Raw genomic sequence first — 16939 nt, 5'->3', positions numbered from 1 at the left:
CGTTTTCCTGGGGGACTTCATGCTTCGACCTTTGCGCCTCGCCGCCCTGCTTGGCGGCCTGCTCATGGCTGCGGCCGCCCTGGCACGGGACATCGACGCCGCGAGCTACGGCTTTCCGCTGACCAACCCGTTCGAGGCGACCATCGCCACCACACCGCCGGACCATCGCCCGACGCTGCCCAGCGACGACGACATCAACCAGGCCGACTACAGCCTGACGCTGCGCCCTGAGCGCGAATTCACCCTGCCCGACAATTTCTGGTCGGTGAAGAAACTGCGCTATCGCCTGGCCAGGCAGGACCACGAGGCGCCGCTGATCTTCCTGATCGCCGGTACCGGCGCGCCCTACTCCAGCAGCATCAACGAATACCTGAAGAAGCTGTTCTACCAGGCCGGCTACCATGTGGTGCAGCTGTCCTCGCCCACCAGCTGGGACTTCATGAGCGCCGCCTCGCGCTTCGCCACCCCTGGAGTGACCAGCGAAGACGCCAAGGACCTGTACCGGGTCATGCAGGCGGTGCGCGCGCAACACCCGCGCCTGCCGATCAGCGAGTACTACCTCACCGGCTACAGCCTGGGGGCGCTGGACGCAGCGTTCGTCAGCAAGCTGGACGAAACCCGCCAGAGCTTCAAGTTCAAGCGCGTGCTGCTGCTCAACCCGCCGGTCAACCTGTACACCTCGGTCACCAACCTGGACAAGCTGGTGCAGACCCGGGTCAAGGGCATCGACAAGAGCACCACCTTCTACGAGCTGATGCTGGAAAAGCTCACCCGCTACTTCCAGGAAAAGGGCTATATCGACCTCAATGACGCGCTGCTGTATGACTTCCAGAGGTCCCGTGAGCACCTGTCCAACGAACAGATGGCCATGCTCATCGGCACGTCGTTCCGCTTCTCGGCGGCCGACATCGCCTTCACCTCCGACCTGATCAACCGACGCGGCCTGATCATCCCGCCGAAGCTGCCGATCACCGAGGGCAGCAGCCTGGAGCCGTTCTTCAAGCGTGCCCTGCAATGCGACTTCGACTGCTACATCACCGAGCAGGTGATCCCGATGTGGCGTGCACGCACCGATGGCAACAGCGTGTTGCAGTTGATCGACCAGGTCAGCCTGTACGCCCTGGAAGACTACCTGCGCGACAGCCCCAAGATCGCCGTGATGCACAACGCCGACGACGTGATCCTCGGCCCCGGCGATATCGGTTTCCTGCGCCGGGTGTTCGGCGACCGTCTCACGCTCTACCCCCATGGCGGCCATTGCGGCAACCTCAACTACCGCGTCAACAGCGACGCCATGCTGGAGTTCTTCCGTGGTTAACAGACTGCTGCTCGTCACCGCCCTGCTCGCCAGCGGCTGCGCCCTGGCCGAGGAGACCGCGCCGCGTGCCAGCGTGGTCGAGTCCGAAACCATCGGCACCCTTTCGGCGGAACCCGACGGTTTCCTCGACCCGCTGCGCGAACTGAAATTCAACCCGGGCCTGGACCAGCGCGAATTCGAGCGCTCGACCCTGGCCGCGCTGAACGTGTACGACCCGCTGGAGTCGATGAACCGGCGCATCTATCACTTCAACTACCGCTTCGACGAGTGGGTGTTCCTGCCGGTGGTCAACGGTTACCGCTACGTCACGCCGGGCTTCGTGCGCAGCGGCGTCAGCAACTTCTTCAGCAACCTGGGGGATGTGCCCAACCTGTTCAACAGCGTGCTGCAGCTCAAGCCCAGACGCTCGGCGGAAATCACCGCGCGGTTGATGTTCAACACGATCATTGGTGTTGGCGGATTGTGGGACCCGGCCACCAAGATGGGGTTGCCGAAACAGAACGAGGACTTTGGCCAGACCCTGGGCGTCTATGGCGTGCCGGAAGGACCGTACATCATGCTGCCGATCCTGGGGCCTTCGAACCTGCGCGACACCACCGGGCTGGTGGTGGACTACGTGGGTGAGCGGGAGCTCAACTTCCTCAACATGGCCGAGGCTTCCGAGGAGCACCCCGAGCTCACCCTGCTGCGCGTCATCGACCGGCGCTACACCAACAACTTCCGCTACGGGCAGACCAACTCGCCGTTCGAGTACGAGAAGCTGCGCTACGTGTACACCCAGGCGCGCAAGCTGCAGATCGCCGAGTAGCAACTGCTCGCTGTAAGAGCGGCTTCAGCCGCGATCCGGGCAACGCGGTGCCAGCACCCGCTGCGCGGGTGATCGCGGCTGAAGCCGCTCCTACACAGGCGAACCGGTCACCCCGCCAAGCCCAGAAACTGTGTCAGCTCGCGTTTCTTCGCCAGCGCATCCTTGCGCCCCAGCTCGATCAACTCGCTGCAATAGCTCGCCTCGAACAGCAGGTAGCTCAGCACCCCCGCCCCACTGGTTTTGGTCGCCCCCGGCCCGCGCAGGAACAGGCGCAACGCCGCCGGCAACTCGCGCCGGTGCCGGGCGGCGATCTCGTCCAGCGGCTGGCTGGGCGCCACCACCAGCACTTCGATCGGCGCCAGGCCGAGACGCCGGGTGTCCAGGTGTGTGGGCAGCAGGTGGCTGAGGTGGTTGAGACGCTGCAGCAGCTCGATATCATCCTCGAGGCTGTCGATGAAGGTGCTGTTGAGCATGTGCCCGCCGATCTGCGCCAGGCTCGGCTGCTGGCCGCTGAACACGCGCGGGGTCGGCAACGGTGGTGCCGGCCGCTGGGGGTTGCCGCTGACCCCCACCACCAGCACGCGGCTGGCGCCCAGGTGCAACGCCGGGCTGATCGGCGCCGACTGGCGCACCGCGCCATCGCCGAAGTACTCCTCGCCCAGCCGTACCGGGGCGAACAGCAGCGGGATCGCCGAGCTGGCCAGTAGATGATCGATGGTCAGCGGCGTCGGCATGCCGATGCGGCGGTGGCGCAGCCAGGGTTCGATGGTGTCGCGGCCCTGGTAGAAGGTCACGGCCTGGCCCGACTCGTAGCCGAAGGCGGTGATGGCGACGGCGCGCAACTGGTTGGCCGCCAGGGAGTGGCCGATGCCGTCGAGGTCGAGGTGCTTGTGCAACAGGGCGCGCAACGGGCGGCTGTCGAGCAGCGCCACCGGCACATGGCTGCCCAGCCCCAGCAGGCTGTGCCCGACGAAGCGGCTGGCCTGGCGGATGACCCCTGGCCAGTCGCTGCGTACCACCTGATGGCTGTGAAAGTGCTGCCAGAAGGTGGTGAGGTGCTGCACCGACTCGGCGAAGCGCGTGGCACCGCTGGCCAGCTTGACGGCATTGATGGCGCCCGCCGACGTGCCGACGATCACAGGGAACGGGTTGGGCGCGCCGGGCGGCAGCAGTTCGGCGATACCGGCGAGCACGCCGACCTGGTAGGCGGCGCGGGCACCGCCGCCAGAGAGGATCAGGCCGGTGGTCGAGGTCATTGCTCCTCCCTGGATCTTCGCCCGTTCGCCGGCAATCCAGCCCCTACGCTGCCCCTGTAGGAGCCGGCTTGCCGGCGAACGGGCCGGACCATTCAGCGTGCTTTCTTGTCGTACAAACGCGGCTCACCTTCGGGCCGCGACTTGAAGCGCCGGTGCGCCCACAGGTATTGCTCGGGGCACTCACGCAACACACCCTCGACCCACTGGTTGATGCGCAGGCAATCAGCCTCCTCGGTCTCACCGGGGAAGCCTTCGAGCGGCGGGTGCACCACCAGACGATAGCCGCTGCCATCGTCCAGGCGCTTCTGGGTGAACGGAATCACCCGGGCCTTGCCCAGGCGGGCGAACTTGGTGGTCGCGGTGACGGTGGCGGCCGGGATGCCGAACAGCGGCACGAAGATGCTCTGCTTGATGCCGTAGTCCTGGTCCGGGGCATACCAGATCGCCCGCCCCTTGCGCAGCAGCTTGAGCATGCCGCGCACATCGTCGCGCTCCACCGCCAGCGAGTCGAGGTTGTGCCGCTCGCGGCCACGGCGCTGGATGAAGTCGAACACCGCGTTGCCGTGCTCGCGGTACATGCCGTCGATGGTGTGGACCTGCCCCAGCAACGCGGCACCGATCTCCAGGGTGGTGAAATGCACGGCCATGAGAATGGCGCCCTCGCCTTCAGTTTGGGCGGCCTGCAGGTGCTCGATGCCCTCGATATGGGCCAGACGCGCTAACCGGGCCTTTGGCCACCACCAGCTCATGGCCATTTCGAAGAAGGCGATGCCGGTGGAGGCGAAGTTTTCCTTGAGCAGGCGCTGCCGTTCGTCGCCGGACAGTTCAGGGAAACACAGTTCGAGGTTGCGCGCGGCGATGCGCCGACGCTCGCCGGCCACCCGGTACATCACCGCGCCCAGGGCGCGCCCCAGCGCCAGCAGGGCCCGGTACGGCAGCTGGGCGACCAGCCACAGCAGGCCCAGGCCCAGCCACAGGCCCCAGAATCGTGGGTGAAGGAAAGAGGATCGAAAACGCGGGCGTTCCATTGAAGCTTCCGGCAAGACATGAGCCCGGCATTCTACATCGGTTGCGGGCAAACGGTCTTATCGCTATAAGTCAGGGCACTTTTCTCGCAACAAGCCGTCTATGCAGACCATGAGCCCCAACCAGACACCCGACAACGCCCCCGTGTTCCAGCTCAAGGGCAGCATGCTTGCCATCACCGTGCTGGAACTGGCGCGCAACGACCTCGAATCCCTCGACCGCCAGCTGGCGGCGAAGGTGGCGCAGGCGCCGAATTTCTTCAGCAACACGCCGCTGGTGCTGGCCCTGGACAAGTTGCCGGCTGACGAAGGCGCCATCGACCTGCCCGGGCTGATGCGCATCTGCCGCCACCATGGCCTGCGCACCCTGGCGATTCGCGCCAGCCGCATCGAGGACATCGCCGCGGCGATTGCCATCGACCTGCCGGTGCTGCCACCGTCGGGTGCCCGCGAACGCCCGCTGGAACCAGAGCCTGAGGTGAAGAAACCCGAGCCAGAGCCCACCCCGCCACCAGCGCCGGCCGAACCCGAGGTGCGCCCGACGCGCATCATCACCTCGCCCGTGCGCGGCGGCCAGCAGATCTACGCCCAGGGCGGCGACCTGGTGGTCACCGGCTCCGTCAGCCCGGGCGCGGAACTTCTCGCCGACGGCAACATCCATGTGTACGGCGCCATGCGCGGCCGCGCCCTGGCAGGGATCAAGGGCAACACCAAGGCGCGCATCTTCTGCCAGCAGATGACCGCGGAAATGGTCTCCATCGCCGGCCAGTACAAGGTCTGCGAAGACCTGCGCCGCGACCCGCTGTGGGGCTCGGGCGTCCAAGTCAGCCTGTCCGGCGACGTGTTGAACATCACCCGTCTTTAACGGATACTTGCCGGCATTTTTAGCGCAACTTTTTTCACGTTGCCGTTTTTCGTATTTGCAGGGACCTGCGTCCCGATTATTTAGGGGTGAAACACCTTGGCCAAGATTCTCGTCGTCACTTCCGGCAAGGGGGGTGTGGGCAAGACCACCACCAGCGCCGCCATCGGTACCGGCCTCGCACTGCGTGGCTACAAGACGGTCATCGTCGACTTCGACGTCGGCCTGCGTAACCTCGACCTGATCATGGGCTGCGAACGCCGCGTGGTGTACGACTTCGTCAACGTGGTCAACGGTGAAGCCAACCTGCAGCAGGCCCTGATCAAGGACAAACGCCTCGAGAACCTGTTCGTGCTGGCCGCCAGCCAGACCCGCGACAAGGACGCCCTGACGCAAGAAGGCGTCGAGAAGGTCCTGATGGAGCTCAAGGAGCAGTTCGACTACGTCATCTGCGACTCGCCGGCCGGTATCGAGAAGGGTGCGCACCTGGCCATGTACTTCGCCGACGAAGCCATCGTCGTGACCAACCCCGAAGTGTCGTCGGTACGTGACTCCGACCGCATGCTGGGCATCCTGTCGAGCAAGTCGCGTCGCTCCGAGAACGGCGAAGAGCCGATCAAGGAACACCTGCTGATCACCCGTTATCACCCTGAGCGCGTCGAAAAGGGCGAAATGCTCAGCATTGCCGACGTCGAAGAGATCCTGGCGATCAAGCTCAAGGGTGTGATTCCCGAGTCGCAAGCCGTTCTCAAGGCCTCCAACCAAGGCATCCCGGTCATCCTTGACGACCAGAGCGATGCCGGCCAGGCGTACAGTGACACCGTCGACCGTCTGCTGGGCAAAGAGAAGCCCCTGCGGTTCATCGACGTGCAGAAGCAAGGATTCTTTGCGCGTCTGTTTGGAGGCAAGTAAACCATGAACCTTTTTGACTTCTTTCGTGGCAGGCAGAAACAGACCAGCGCGTCGGTAGCGAAAGAGCGTCTACAGATCATCGTGGCGCACGAGCGCGGCCAGCGCAGCACCCCGGACTACCTGCCGGCTCTGCAGAAAGAGCTGGTCGAGGTGATCCGCAAGTACGTCAACATCGGCAACGACGACGTGCAGGTGGCGCTGGAGAACCAGGGCAGCTGCTCGATCCTCGAGCTGAACATCACCCTGCCTGAGCGCTGATCCAGCGCCTTTTGGCCATCCTGGGGCTGCTTCGCAGCCCTTTCGCGGCACAAGGCCGCTCCTACAGAGGTTTCGCGATCCCTGTAGGAGCGGCCTTGTGCCGCGAAAGGGCCGCAAGGCGGCCCCAAATGTCTATTACAGAGAACCTGCAATGCCGCTGTCGAACATCCAGATCCTTCACGAAGACGCCGCCATCCTGGTGATCAACAAACCGACCCTGCTGTTGTCGGTGCCAGGCCGCGCCGAGGACAACAAGGACTGCCTGATCACCCGCCTGCAGGAAAACGGCTACCCCGACGCCCTGATCGTCCATCGCCTGGACTGGGAAACTTCGGGGATCATCCTGCTGGCCCGCGATGCCGACAGCCACCGCGAGCTGTCGCGCCAGTTCCACGACCGCGAGACGGAAAAGGCCTACACCGCGCTGTGCTGGGGCCAACCGGCGCTGGACAGCGGCAGCATCGACCTGCCACTGCGCTACGACCCGCCCACCAAGCCACGGCATGTGGTCGACCACGAGCAGGGCAAGCACGCCCTGACCTTCTGGCGCATCGTCGAACGCTGCGGCGATCATTGCCGGGTCGAGCTGACGCCGATCACCGGGCGTTCGCACCAATTGCGCGTGCACATGCTGTCGATCGGTCACCCACTGCTAGGGGATCGGCTGTACGCCAACCCCGAGGCGCTGGCCGCCCATGAACGGCTGTGCCTGCATGCGTCGATGCTGAGCTTCACCCATCCGGTATCTGGCGAACGCCTGAAATTCGAGTGCCCGGCACCGTTTTGAAGTTGTTCGCCGGCAAGCCGGCTCCTACAGAGTGCCCGTTGTAGGAGCCGGCTTGCCGGCGAACAGGCTGACACAATTTGTCGAGTAATTACGCTAAACTCGCGCCACTGCTGTCTGGAGTGACTTATGCGCGACGCCCTGAATGCCGGCCTGATCGAATTCCTCAAGGCCTCCCCGACGCCCTTCCACGCCACCGCCAGCCTCGTGCAACGCCTCGAGGCCGCCGGCTACCAGCGCCTGGACGAGCGCGACAGCTGGGCCACGGTGCCTGGCGGTCGCTACTACGTGACCCGCAACGATTCCTCGATCATCGCCATCAAGCTGGGCAAGCTCTCGCCGCTGCTGGGTGGTATCCGCATGGTCGGCGCCCACACCGACAGCCCCTGCCTGCGGGTCAAGCCGCAGCCCGAGCTGCAGCGCCAGGGCTTCCTGCAACTGGGCGTGGAAGTGTACGGCGGCGCCCTGCTCGCCCCCTGGTTCGACCGCGACCTGTCGCTGGCCGGCCGGGTCACCTTCCGCCGTGACGGCAAGGTGGAAAGCCAGCTGATCGACTTCAAGCTGCCGATCGCGGTGATCCCGAACCTGGCGATCCACCTCAACCGCACTGCCAACGAAGGCTGGCAGATCAACCCGCAGACCGAGCTGCCGCCGATCCTGGCGCAAGTGGCTGGTGACGAACGTATCGACTTCCGCGCCCTGCTCACCGAGCAACTGGCCCGCGAGCACGACCTCAACGCCGACGTGGTGCTCGATTACGAGCTGAGCTTCTACGACACCCAAGACGCCGCGCTGATCGGCCTGAACGGCGACTTCATCGCCGCCGCCCGCCTGGACAACCTGCTGTCGTGCTATGCCGGCCTGCAGGCTCTGCTTGCCGCCGATAGCGACGAAACCTGCGTGCTGGTGTGCAACGACCACGAAGAAGTCGGCTCCTGCTCGGCCTGCGGCGCCGACGGCCCGATGCTCGAACAGACCCTGCAGCGCCTGCTGCCGGACGGCGACGACTACGTGCGCGCGATCCAGCGCTCGCTGATGGTTTCGGCCGACAACGCCCACGGCGTGCACCCCAACTACGCCGACAAGCACGACGGTAACCACGGGCCCAAGCTCAACGCCGGCCCCGTGATCAAGGTCAACAATAACCAGCGCTACGCCACCAACAGCGAGACCGCCGGCTTCTTCCGCCACCTGTGCATGGCCGAAGAGGTGCCGGTGCAGAGCTTCGTGGTACGCAGCGACATGGGTTGCGGCTCGACCATCGGCCCGATCACCGCCAGCCACCTGGGCGTGCGCACCGTCGATATCGGCCTGCCGACCTTCGCCATGCACTCGATTCGTGAACTGTGCGGCAGCCATGACCTGGCGCACCTGGTGAAGGTGCTCACCGCCTTCTACCGCAGCCGTGAACTGCCTTGAGGCCACAAGCCATTGATTCTGTGAGACCTCTGTAGGAGCGGCTTGAGCCGCGATCACCCGCAAGGCGGGTGCCAGCCACCGCGTTGCCTGCATCGCGGCTAAAGCCGCTCCTACAGCGAACATGCCCCGGGTCAACGCCCTGGCGCCGCAACCCGCTATGCTTAGGGCATGCCCTGAAGCAAAAGGATCGCCGTCCATGTCATCACCCTTCCTCTCCCTGTTCGTGCCCGTCTTCCTGTTCCTGATGCTGCTGACCATCGGTTTCAGCCTGCGCGAGCGCAACATCGGCGTGCTGATGATGTGGATTGGCACCCTGGGCATCTTCGGCCTCACCTGCTGGAAGATCCTCGAGAAACTCCCCACATAAAGCTCTACACTCGGGCAATCGTTTGACCTGAGGTAGATTTCCCGGTGCCTGCATTCCTGCGCTGCCTGACCCTTCTGTTGTTCCTGTTCGTCACCCCGGCCCATGCCGCCGGCCTGCCGGGCCTGCTCGGTTCGAGCGCGCCCAGCCAGCCCGAGGCCAGCGAACCCCTGGGCAAATCCCTGGACGAAGTGATCAAGAACCTGGAAAACGACCAGCAGCGGGCCAAACTGCTGGCCGACCTGAAGAAACTGCGCGACGCCAGCAAACAATCGCAGCCCACCGTCGAGCAAGGCGTGCTCGGGCTGATCGGCGGCGCCCTGCATGACTTCGAGCAACAGTTCAGCGGCGAAGCCAGCCCATTCAACCGCTGGTCGCTGGAGATCAGCCAGGCGCGTGACGAACTGACCGCGTTGGTGGTGCCGGTGCACCAATGGCCGGCGATGCTGTTCGGTTTCGCCGCGATCATCGCGGTGTGGAGCCTGCTGGCCTATGCCTTCAATTGGGTCGGCCACCAATTGCGGGTACGCTTCGGCCTGAGCGAGGAACTGCCCCAGCACCCGCGCACCTGGGACCTGGTGCGCTTCGCCCTGCGCAAGCTTGGCCCCTGGCTGGTGGCCCTCATCTTCACCGTCTACCTGAGCTTTGCCCTGCCCTCCTCCTTGGGCAAGTCCATGGCCATGGTCCTGGCCTACGCCCTGGTGGTCGGCACGCTGTTCTCGGCCATCTGCGTGATCGCCTTCTCCCTGCTCGACGGCCCGCACCGCCGCCGCGCCTTGCACATCCTGCGCCACCAGGCGTTCCGCCCGCTGTGGATGATCGGCAGCTTCGCCGCGTTCGGCGAGGCGATGAGCGACCCGCGCCTGACCACTGCCCTGGGCAGCCACCTGGCCCATGCCCTGGCAACCCTCGCCAACGTCATCGCCGCGGTGTGCACGGGGCTGTTCATCCTGCGTTTCCGCCGCCCGATCGCCCACCTGATCCGCAACCAGCCGCTGGCCCGGCGCCTGACCCGGCGCACCCTGAGCGACACCATCGAGATCCTCGGCAGCTTCTGGTACATCCCGGCGCTGATCCTGGTGGCGATCTCGCTATTCGCCACCTTCGTCTCCGCCGGCGACACCAGCACCGCCCTGCGCCAGTCGCTGATGTGCACCGTGCTGGTGGTGGTGTGCATGGTGCTCAACGGCCTGGTGCGCCGCCACGCCGCCAACCCCAAGCGCGCCAACAAGCGCCAGGCGGTGTACACCGAGCGCCTGCGCAATTTCGGCTATGTGCTGGTGCACCTGTTCATCTGGCTGGCGTTCATCGAGCTGGGCCTGCGCGTGTGGGGCCGCTCGATGATCAGCTTCGCCGAGGGCGACGGCCATGAAGTGAGCCTGCGCCTGCTGGGCCTGGCCGGCACGCTGATCGTCGCCTGGCTGGTGTGGATCCTCGCCGACACCGCCGTGCACCACGCCCTGGTACGCTCGCGCCGGGGCCTGGCCAACGCCCGGGCGCAGACCATGATGCCGCTGATCCGCAACGTGATGTTCGTGGTGATCTTCATCATCGCGGTGATCGTCGCCCTGGCCAACATGGGCATGAACGTCACCCCGCTGCTGGCCGGCGCCGGTGTCATCGGCCTGGCCATCGGTTTCGGCGCACAGTCGCTGGTGGCCGACCTGATCACCGGGCTGTTCATCATCATCGAGGATTCGCTGGCCATCGACGACTACGTCGACGTCGGCGGCCACCTGGGCACGGTGGAGGGGCTGACCATCCGCACCGTGCGCCTGCGGGATATCGACGGCATCGTCCACACCATCCCGTTCAGCGAGATCAAAAGCATCAAGAACTACTCGCGGGAGTTCGGCTACGCGATCTTCCGCGTGGCCATCCCCCACAGCATGAACATCGACCAGGCCATCACGCTGATCCGCGAGGTGGGTCAGAAGCTGCGCAACGACCCGCTGATGCGCCGCAACATCTGGTCGCCACTGGAGTTGCAGGGGGTGGAGAGCTTCGAGTCGGGGTCGGCGATCCTGCGGGCGCGGTTCAAGACCGCGCCGATCAAGCAGTGGGAAGTGTCGCGGGCGTTCAACCTGGCGTTGAAGCGCCAGCTGGATGAAGCCGGGCTGGACCTGGCGACGCCACGGTTGTCGGTGCAGGTGGTGACCGCTGGCGGTGGCGCGATGGGCGACGCGAACTGAAGCCTGTTCCCTGTAGGAGCGGCTTCAGCCGCGATCACCCGCAAAGCGGGTGCCAGCAACCGCGTCGCCTGCATCGCGGCTGAAGCCGCTCCTACAAAAAAGAACGCCTTAACCCACCTCGGCGCGGATGCGGATCGCGTCATGCCGCCAATACTCCAGGTCACAATCGATCAGATGCCCATGCTGGTCACTGTTGACCCGGGTGATATGCAACCCCGGACTGCCCGCCGACATCTTCAACGCGCTGGCCGCCGCCACCGGCAACGCCGTCGGCAGGATCTCGAAGCACACCTGCCCGTACTGAATCCCATACTCCCGTGCATAGATCTCGGTCAGCGAACGCGCCAGGTCCCGTTCAAGTATCCCCGGGAAGTAACGCGGATTGAGGTAGTGCTCGGCATACAGCACCGCCCGCCCATCGATGCGCCGCAGGCGGCAGATGCACACCACGCTGGACAACGCCGGCAGGCGCAACCGGGCGCAGATCGCCGCCGGTGCCGGCTGCAGCCGCGCCGAGAGCAGCTCGGTGCACGGCTCGCGCCCCTGGTCACGGACCATCGCGTGGAAGTGGCTACGCTGGATCAGGTCATAGGTCAGCCGCTCCGGAGCGACGAACCAGCCGCGCCGCTCCTCCCTGTAGATCAGGCCCTGCGCCTCCAGTTGCACCAGCGCCTCGCGCAGGGTGATGCGCGTGGTGTCGAACACCTCGCTGAGCTTGCGTTCGGCCGGCAGCTTGCCGCCCGGTGCCAGCAGGCCATGTTCGATCTGTTCCTGCAGGGCCTGGCAGATGGCTGTTACCGCGCGCGGTGGCGTCGCTTGCATCAAAGGTTACCTATCTGGACTAGTCCAGCCCCATGACAGGGCATTCGGAGAATAGTGCAAGCCTAGGCACAGCTGATGAACATCCTGTGACAAAGCCTCGAACCTCACCTGCCAGATTCGGGCCAGCCCCCGTAAATCCTGGCCTTGCGATGTGGTCTACGCTGTATTTCCAGGGCCGTCGCCGCCCGTGGGGGCGCCTGCCTTACATCAAACTGTCACGCAACGGGCCTACCTTGGCTCAAGGTTTGCTGACCTAGACCAACGGTTCGCAAGCGCAGGTCCATTCATAACAACGAATGCAAGGCACCCACCAAAGGAGCTTCGGATGAAAAAGTTGTTCATGGCGTCACTGCTCGGTTCGGCCATCGCTTTTTGCACCACGGCCATGGCCGATGACCTCAAGGCCCTTGAAGACGCCGCCCGCAAGGAAGGCACGGTCAACAGCGTGGGCATGCCCGATGCCTGGGCCAACTGGAAAGGTACCTGGGAGGACCTGGCGAAGAAGTACGGCCTCAAGCACAGCGACACCGACATGAGCTCGGCCCAGGAAATCGCCAAGTTCGACGCGGAAAAGGACAACGCCAGCGCCGACATCGGTGACGTTGGTGCCGCCTTCGGCCCGATCGCCACCACCAAGGGTGTGACGCAGCCGTACAAACCCAGCACCTGGGAGCAGGTCCCGGCGTGGGCCAAGGACAAGGAAGGCCACTGGGCGCTGGCCTATACCGGCACCATCGCCTTCATCATCAACAAGGACCTGGTCAAGGAAGGCGAGCGCCCCGCCAGCTGGCACGATCTGGAGAAGGGCAAGTACAAGGTCGCCATCGGTGACGTCGGCACGGCCGCCCAGGCCGCCAACGGCGTGCTCGCCGCCGCCATCGCCTACAAGGGCGACGAGAGCAACATCGAGCCGGGCCTGCAGCTGTTCACCAAGCTGGCCCAGCAGAAGCGCCTGTCACTGGCCAACCCGACCATCCAGACCCTCGAGAAGGGCGAGGTGGAAGTCGGCGTGGTGTGGGACTTCAACGGCCTGAGCTACCGCGACCAGATCGACCCGAAGCGCTTTGAAGTGCTGATCCCGTCGGACGGTTCGGTCACCTCCGGCTACACCACCATCATCAACAAGTACGCCAAGCACCCGAACGCCGCCAAACTGGCCCGCGAGTACATCTTCAGCGACGCCGGCCAGACCAACCTGGCCATCGGCCACGCCCGTCCGATCCGCGCCGAGCACCTGAAGCTGCCGGCGGACGTGCAGGCCAAGCTGCTGCCCAACGAGCAGTACAAGGCCGCCCAACCGATCAAGAACGCCGAAACCTGGGAAGCGACCTCCAAGGCCCTGCCGCAGAAGTGGCAGGAGCAAGTGATCATCGAGATGGAATGAGGCAGCTTCAAGCCGCAAGTTTCAAGCTGCAAGCCAAAGCAGGCAGATGATATGCCCGCTTCATCTTGCAGCTTGAAGCTTGCAGCTTGTAGCTCCATGTAGGAGCCACCATGCAACACAACGTCATCCTGGTCCTGCTCGACGGCCTCAACCACCAGGTCGCGCACCACGCCATGGGCCACCTGCACGCCTACGTCGAGGCCGACCGCGCCGCGCTGTATCGCGTCGAATGTGAACTGCCGTCGCTGTCGCGGCCGCTGTACGAATGCATCCTCACCGGCGTGCCGCCCATCGACAGCGGCATCGTGCACAACAACGTCAACCGCCTGTCCAACCAGCGCAGCGTGTTCCACTATGCCCGCGAGGCGGGCCTGGGCACCGCAGCGGCGGCCTATCACTGGATGAGCGAGCTGTACAACCGCTCGCCCTTCGACCCGCTGCGCGACCGCCACACCCACGCGCCGAAGCTACCTATCCAGCACGGTCTTTTCTATTACGCCGACCACTACCCCGATTCGCACCTGCTGGCCGACGCCGAGTACCTGCGCCGCCGCCACGCACCGAACTTCCTGCTGGTGCACCCGATGAACATCGACGACGCCGGCCACCGCCATGGTCTGGACAGCAGCCAGTACCGCAACGCCGCCCGCAGCGCCGACATCTTGCTGGCCGACTACCTGCCGCGCTGGCTGGAAGAGGGCTACCAGGTGCTGGTCACCGCCGACCACGGCATGAACAACGACCGTTCGCACAACGGCCTGCTGGCCGAGGAGCGCGAAGTGCCGCTGTTCGTCTTCGGCGAAGCGTTCAGCCTCGACCCCGCGGCCAAGCCATTGCAGACCGAACTGTGCGGCACGATCTGCGAATTGCTCGGCGCGCCCCACGACAAGCCGGTCTGCCGGGAGCTGCTCAAGTGAATGCAAGCCATCGCGGCCGCTACCTGGCCCTGCTCTGCCTGCTGCCGTTCGCCGTATTCTTCTTCATTTTCCAGGTCGCGCCGCTGGCCTGGGTCGCCCTCAACAGCCTGCAGAGCGAAAGCGGCTGGGGCCTGGCCAACTTCAGCAAGATCTTCGCCTCGAAGTTCTACCTGCAAGCCCTGCAGCGCAGCCTGGAGATCAGCTTCTGGTCGAGCCTGTTCGGTATCGTCATCGCCACGCTGGGCGCCTATTCGTTGCGCCGGGTCGACTCGAAGCTGCGCGACTTCGTCAGCGCCTTCGCCAACATGACCAGCAACTTCGCCGGCGTGCCGCTGGCGTTCGCCTTCATCATCCTGCTGGGCTTCAACGGCGCACTGACGCTGCTGCTCAAGCAGATGGGGCTGCTCGGTGACTTCAGTATCTATTCCAAGACCGGCCTGATCCTGGTCTACACCTACTTCCAGATCCCCCTGGGCGTGCTGCTGCTCTACCCCGCCTTCGACGCCCTGCGCGAAGACTGGCGCGAATCCGCCGCGCTGCTGGGCGCCAGCCACTGGCAATTCTGGCGGCATATCGGCCTGCCGGTGCTCACCCCGGCACTGCTGGGCACGTTCGTCATCCTGCTGGCCAACGCCCTGGGCGCCTACGCCACCGTCTACGCCCTGACCACCGGCAACTTCAACGTGCTACCGATCCGCATCGCCGGGCTGGTGGCCGGCGACATCAGCCTCGACCCGAACCTGGCCAGTGCCCTGGCGATGGTGCTGGTGGGGTTGATGACCGTGGTCACGGTGGTCCATCAATGGCTGCTCAAGAGGAGCTACCATGCGCGCTGAACACAACGCAGGCGGGCTCTACCACCGGGTGGTGGTGTACCTGCTGTTCCTGATCCTGCTGCTGCCGCTGGCCGGTACCCTGCTCTACTCACTGGCCACCAGCTGGTCGGCGACCCTGCTGCCCAGCGGCCTGACCTTCAAGTGGTATGTCGCACTCTGGAGCGAACCGCGCTTCCTCGCCGCCTTCGGCCAGTCGCTGCTGGTGTGCGTGGGCGCGCTGCTGCTGTCGGTGGTGCTGATCCTGCCGCTGTTGTTTGTGGTGCATTACCACTTCCCGAAACTCGACGCGCTGATGAACGTGCTGATCCTGCTGCCGTTCGCGGTGCCGCCGGTGGTGTCGTCGGTGGGCCTGCTGCAGCTGTACGGCAGCGGCCCGATGGCCATGGTCGGCACACCCTGGATCCTGATCGGCTGCTACTTCACCATCGCCCTGCCGTTCATGTACCGGGCCATCACCAACAACCTGCAGGCCATCAACCTGCGCGACCTGATGGACGCCGCCCAACTGCTGGGCGCCAGCACCTGGCAGGCCGCCTTCCTGGTGGTGCTGCCCAACCTGCGCAAGGGCCTGATGGTGGCGCTGCTGCTGTCATTCTCGTTCCTGTTCGGCGAATTCGTGTTCGCCAACCTGCTGGTGGGCACCCGCTATGAAACCCTGCAGGTGTACCTGAACAACATGCGCAACAGCAGCGGCCACTTCAACAGCGCCCTGGTGATCTCCTACTTCGCCTTCGTGCTGGTGCTGACCTGGGTCGCCAACCGCTTGAACAAGGACAAGACCTGACATGAGCTTCGTCAGCGTACAGAAACTGCAAAAGAGCTACGCCGGCAGCCCGGTGTTCGAGAACATCGACTGCCAGATCGAGCGCGGCGAGTTCGTCACCCTGCTCGGCCCCTCCGGCTGCGGCAAGTCCACCCTGCTGCGCTGCATCGCCGGGCTGACGCCGGTGGACCACGGGCGGATCCTGCTCGATGGCCAGGACATCGTCCCGCTCAGCCCGCAGAAGCGCGGGATCGGCATGGTGTTCCAGAGCTACGCGTTGTTCCCCAACATGACCGTGGAACAGAACGTCGCCTTCGGCCTGCGCATGCAGAAGGTCAAGGCTGACGAGAGCCAGGCGCGGGTGCGCGAGGTGCTCGATCTGGTGGAGCTGGGCAGCTTTGCCGGGCGTTACCCGCATCAACTGTCCGGTGGCCAATGCCAGCGCGTGGCCCTGGCACGTTCACTGGTCACCCGTCCGCGCCTGCTGCTGCTCGACGAGCCGCTGTCGGCACTGGATGCGCGTATCCGCAAGCACCTGCGCGAGCAGATCCGCGCGATCCAGCGCGAGCTGGGGCTGACCACCATCTTCGTCACCCACGACCAGGAAGAAGCGCTGACCATGTCAGACCGCATCGTCCTGATGAACCAGGGGCGCATCGTCCAGAGCGGCGACGCCGAGACCCTCTACACCGCCCCCGTCGACCTGTTCGCCGCGGGCTTTATCGGCAACTACAACCTGCTCGACGCCGACAGCGCCAGCCGCCTGCTGCAACGCCCGGTGGCCAGCCGCCTGGCCATCCGCCCGGAGTCCATCACCTTAGGTTTGAACGGCGAACTGGACGGCGAAGTGCGCAGCCACAGCCTGCTCGGCAACGTCATCCGCTATCGGGTCAAGGTCCGCGATGTGGAGCTGGTGGTCGACGTGCTCAACCGTTCGGCGGCCGACCTGCACGCCGACGGCCAGCGGGTATCCTTGTCGATCGACCCCACGGCGCTACGGGAAGTAGCCTAAGGAGCAT

General features: G+C 65.0%; 17 protein-coding genes. 14 read left to right on the top strand and 3 right to left on the bottom strand.

From position 1 onward, the window contains the following. The first annotated feature begins 19 nt into the window (after window positions 1–19). Both mlaY and NGM28_RS13555 read left to right on the top strand, forming a co-directional pair. Complete coding sequence (mlaY, locus tag NGM28_RS13560) at window positions 20–1318, top strand: lipid asymmetry maintenance lipase MlaY (RefSeq protein WP_240065926.1); 1299 nt, start codon at window positions 20–22, stop codon at window positions 1316–1318. Further along, the gene (locus NGM28_RS13555) at window positions 1311–2126 is read left to right on the top strand and encodes an MlaA family lipoprotein (protein ID WP_252090491.1); all 816 of its coding nucleotides are present in this window, start codon (window positions 1311–1313) and stop codon (window positions 2124–2126) included. Before mlaY ends, NGM28_RS13555 begins: the two co-directional genes overlap by 8 nt. A 107-nt stretch (window positions 2127–2233) precedes the next feature. On the opposite strand, the gene NGM28_RS13550 is transcribed toward NGM28_RS13555, so the two are convergent. Together NGM28_RS13550 and NGM28_RS13545 are read right to left on the bottom strand one after the other, a co-directional pair. Continuing rightward, window positions 2234–3382 (bottom strand): patatin-like phospholipase family protein, encoded by a 1149-nt coding sequence (locus NGM28_RS13550; protein WP_252090490.1) that lies wholly within the window; start codon window positions 3380–3382, stop codon window positions 2234–2236. A 92-nt stretch (window positions 3383–3474) separates the two neighbouring features. Next, on the bottom strand, window positions 3475–4410 hold the full coding sequence (locus NGM28_RS13545) for a lipid A biosynthesis lauroyl acyltransferase (protein WP_252090489.1): 936 nt from the start codon (window positions 4408–4410) through the stop codon (window positions 3475–3477). Window positions 4411–4510: 100 nt separating this feature from the next. On the opposite strand from NGM28_RS13545, the gene minC reads away from it, so the two are divergent. The 7 genes from minC (at window position 4511) to NGM28_RS13510 (ending at window position 11198) form a co-directional block, all read left to right on the top strand. Beyond that, a complete protein-coding gene (gene minC, locus NGM28_RS13540; RefSeq protein WP_252090488.1) occupies window positions 4511–5272 on the top strand; it encodes a septum site-determining protein MinC in 762 nt (253 codons plus the stop codon). Window positions 5273–5368: 96 nt separating this feature from the next. Then, window positions 5369–6181, top strand: a complete 813-nt coding sequence (minD, locus tag NGM28_RS13535) for a septum site-determining protein MinD (RefSeq protein ID WP_050704578.1) — start codon at window positions 5369–5371, stop codon at window positions 6179–6181. A 3-nt stretch (window positions 6182–6184) separates the two neighbouring features. Continuing rightward, window positions 6185–6439 (top strand): cell division topological specificity factor MinE, encoded by a 255-nt coding sequence (gene minE, locus NGM28_RS13530; protein WP_011532731.1) that lies wholly within the window; start codon window positions 6185–6187, stop codon window positions 6437–6439. 151 nt (window positions 6440–6590) lie between these two features. Then, complete coding sequence (locus NGM28_RS13525) at window positions 6591–7226, top strand: RluA family pseudouridine synthase (RefSeq protein ID WP_019472567.1); 636 nt, start codon at window positions 6591–6593, stop codon at window positions 7224–7226. Window positions 7227–7352: 126 nt separating this feature from the next. Further along, window positions 7353–8642: a M18 family aminopeptidase gene (locus NGM28_RS13520; RefSeq protein WP_240067079.1), complete on the top strand. Its 1290-nt coding sequence runs from the start codon at window positions 7353–7355 to the stop codon at window positions 8640–8642. A 196-nt stretch (window positions 8643–8838) separates the two neighbouring features. Then, window positions 8839–9009 (top strand): hypothetical protein, encoded by a 171-nt coding sequence (locus tag NGM28_RS13515; protein WP_213660012.1) that lies wholly within the window; start codon window positions 8839–8841, stop codon window positions 9007–9009. A gap of 44 nt (window positions 9010–9053) precedes the next feature. Continuing rightward, window positions 9054–11198, top strand: coding sequence for a mechanosensitive ion channel family protein (locus tag NGM28_RS13510; RefSeq protein ID WP_240067080.1), 2145 nt, complete (start codon window positions 9054–9056; stop codon window positions 11196–11198). A 108-nt stretch (window positions 11199–11306) separates the two neighbouring features. Here the strand turns inward: NGM28_RS13510 and NGM28_RS13505 are convergent, their stop codons facing one another. Next, window positions 11307–12020, bottom strand: a complete 714-nt coding sequence (locus NGM28_RS13505; protein ID WP_252090487.1) for a UTRA domain-containing protein — start codon at window positions 12018–12020, stop codon at window positions 11307–11309. A 325-nt stretch (window positions 12021–12345) separates the two neighbouring features. Here NGM28_RS13505 and NGM28_RS13500 point away from each other — a divergent pair, with 325 nt between their 5' ends. The 5 genes from NGM28_RS13500 to NGM28_RS13480 all read left to right on the top strand — a co-directional run bounded on the left by NGM28_RS13500 (window position 12346) and on the right by NGM28_RS13480 (window position 16932). Then, window positions 12346–13404 carry an ABC transporter substrate-binding protein gene (locus tag NGM28_RS13500; RefSeq protein WP_252090486.1) on the top strand — a complete coding sequence of 353 codons (1059 nt, stop codon included), beginning with the start codon at window positions 12346–12348 and terminating at the stop codon, window positions 13402–13404. 110 nt (window positions 13405–13514) lie between these two features. Beyond that, complete coding sequence (locus NGM28_RS13495) at window positions 13515–14321, top strand: alkaline phosphatase family protein (protein ID WP_248919101.1); 807 nt, start codon at window positions 13515–13517, stop codon at window positions 14319–14321. Further along, window positions 14318–15157, top strand: coding sequence for an ABC transporter permease (locus NGM28_RS13490; protein ID WP_252090485.1), 840 nt, complete (start codon window positions 14318–14320; stop codon window positions 15155–15157). The genes NGM28_RS13495 and NGM28_RS13490 overlap by 4 nt, the downstream gene beginning before the upstream one ends. Continuing rightward, complete coding sequence (locus NGM28_RS13485) at window positions 15147–15941, top strand: ABC transporter permease (RefSeq protein ID WP_240067084.1); 795 nt, start codon at window positions 15147–15149, stop codon at window positions 15939–15941. Before NGM28_RS13490 ends, NGM28_RS13485 begins: the two co-directional genes overlap by 11 nt. A gap of 1 nt (window position 15942) precedes the next feature. Then, window positions 15943–16932 carry an ABC transporter ATP-binding protein gene (locus tag NGM28_RS13480; RefSeq protein WP_252090484.1) on the top strand — a complete coding sequence of 330 codons (990 nt, stop codon included), beginning with the start codon at window positions 15943–15945 and terminating at the stop codon, window positions 16930–16932. Window positions 16933–16939: the final 7 nt, after the last annotated feature.

The sequence above is a fragment of the Pseudomonas sp. MWU13-3659 genome (assembly GCF_023757525.1).
GTDB lineage: Bacteria > Pseudomonadota > Gammaproteobacteria > Pseudomonadales > Pseudomonadaceae > Aquipseudomonas > Aquipseudomonas entomophila_E.
This window is presented reverse-complemented; position numbering and strand designations above follow the sequence as displayed.

Excerpts from the sequence above, each read along its gene's own strand:
- mlaY (WP_240065926.1), top strand. The coding sequence starts at position 20 with ATGCTTCGACCTTTGCGCCTCGCCGCCCTGCTTGGCGGCCTGCTCATG.
- NGM28_RS13550 (WP_252090490.1), bottom strand. The coding sequence starts at position 3,382 with ATGACCTCGACCACCGGCCTGATCCTCTCTGGCGGCGGTGCCCGCGCC.
- NGM28_RS13545 (WP_252090489.1), bottom strand. The coding sequence starts at position 4,410 with ATGGAACGCCCGCGTTTTCGATCCTCTTTCCTTCACCCACGATTCTGG.
- minC (WP_252090488.1), top strand. The coding sequence starts at position 4,511 with ATGCAGACCATGAGCCCCAACCAGACACCCGACAACGCCCCCGTGTTC.
- minE (WP_011532731.1), top strand. The coding sequence starts at position 6,185 with ATGAACCTTTTTGACTTCTTTCGTGGCAGGCAGAAACAGACCAGCGCG.
- NGM28_RS13525 (WP_019472567.1), top strand. The coding sequence starts at position 6,591 with ATGCCGCTGTCGAACATCCAGATCCTTCACGAAGACGCCGCCATCCTG.
- NGM28_RS13520 (WP_240067079.1), top strand. The coding sequence starts at position 7,353 with ATGCGCGACGCCCTGAATGCCGGCCTGATCGAATTCCTCAAGGCCTCC.
- NGM28_RS13515 (WP_213660012.1), top strand. The coding sequence starts at position 8,839 with ATGTCATCACCCTTCCTCTCCCTGTTCGTGCCCGTCTTCCTGTTCCTG.
- NGM28_RS13505 (WP_252090487.1), bottom strand. The coding sequence starts at position 12,020 with ATGCAAGCGACGCCACCGCGCGCGGTAACAGCCATCTGCCAGGCCCTG.
- NGM28_RS13500 (WP_252090486.1), top strand. The coding sequence starts at position 12,346 with ATGAAAAAGTTGTTCATGGCGTCACTGCTCGGTTCGGCCATCGCTTTT.
- NGM28_RS13495 (WP_248919101.1), top strand. The coding sequence starts at position 13,515 with ATGCAACACAACGTCATCCTGGTCCTGCTCGACGGCCTCAACCACCAG.
- NGM28_RS13485 (WP_240067084.1), top strand. The coding sequence starts at position 15,147 with ATGCGCGCTGAACACAACGCAGGCGGGCTCTACCACCGGGTGGTGGTG.
- NGM28_RS13480 (WP_252090484.1), top strand. The coding sequence starts at position 15,943 with ATGAGCTTCGTCAGCGTACAGAAACTGCAAAAGAGCTACGCCGGCAGC.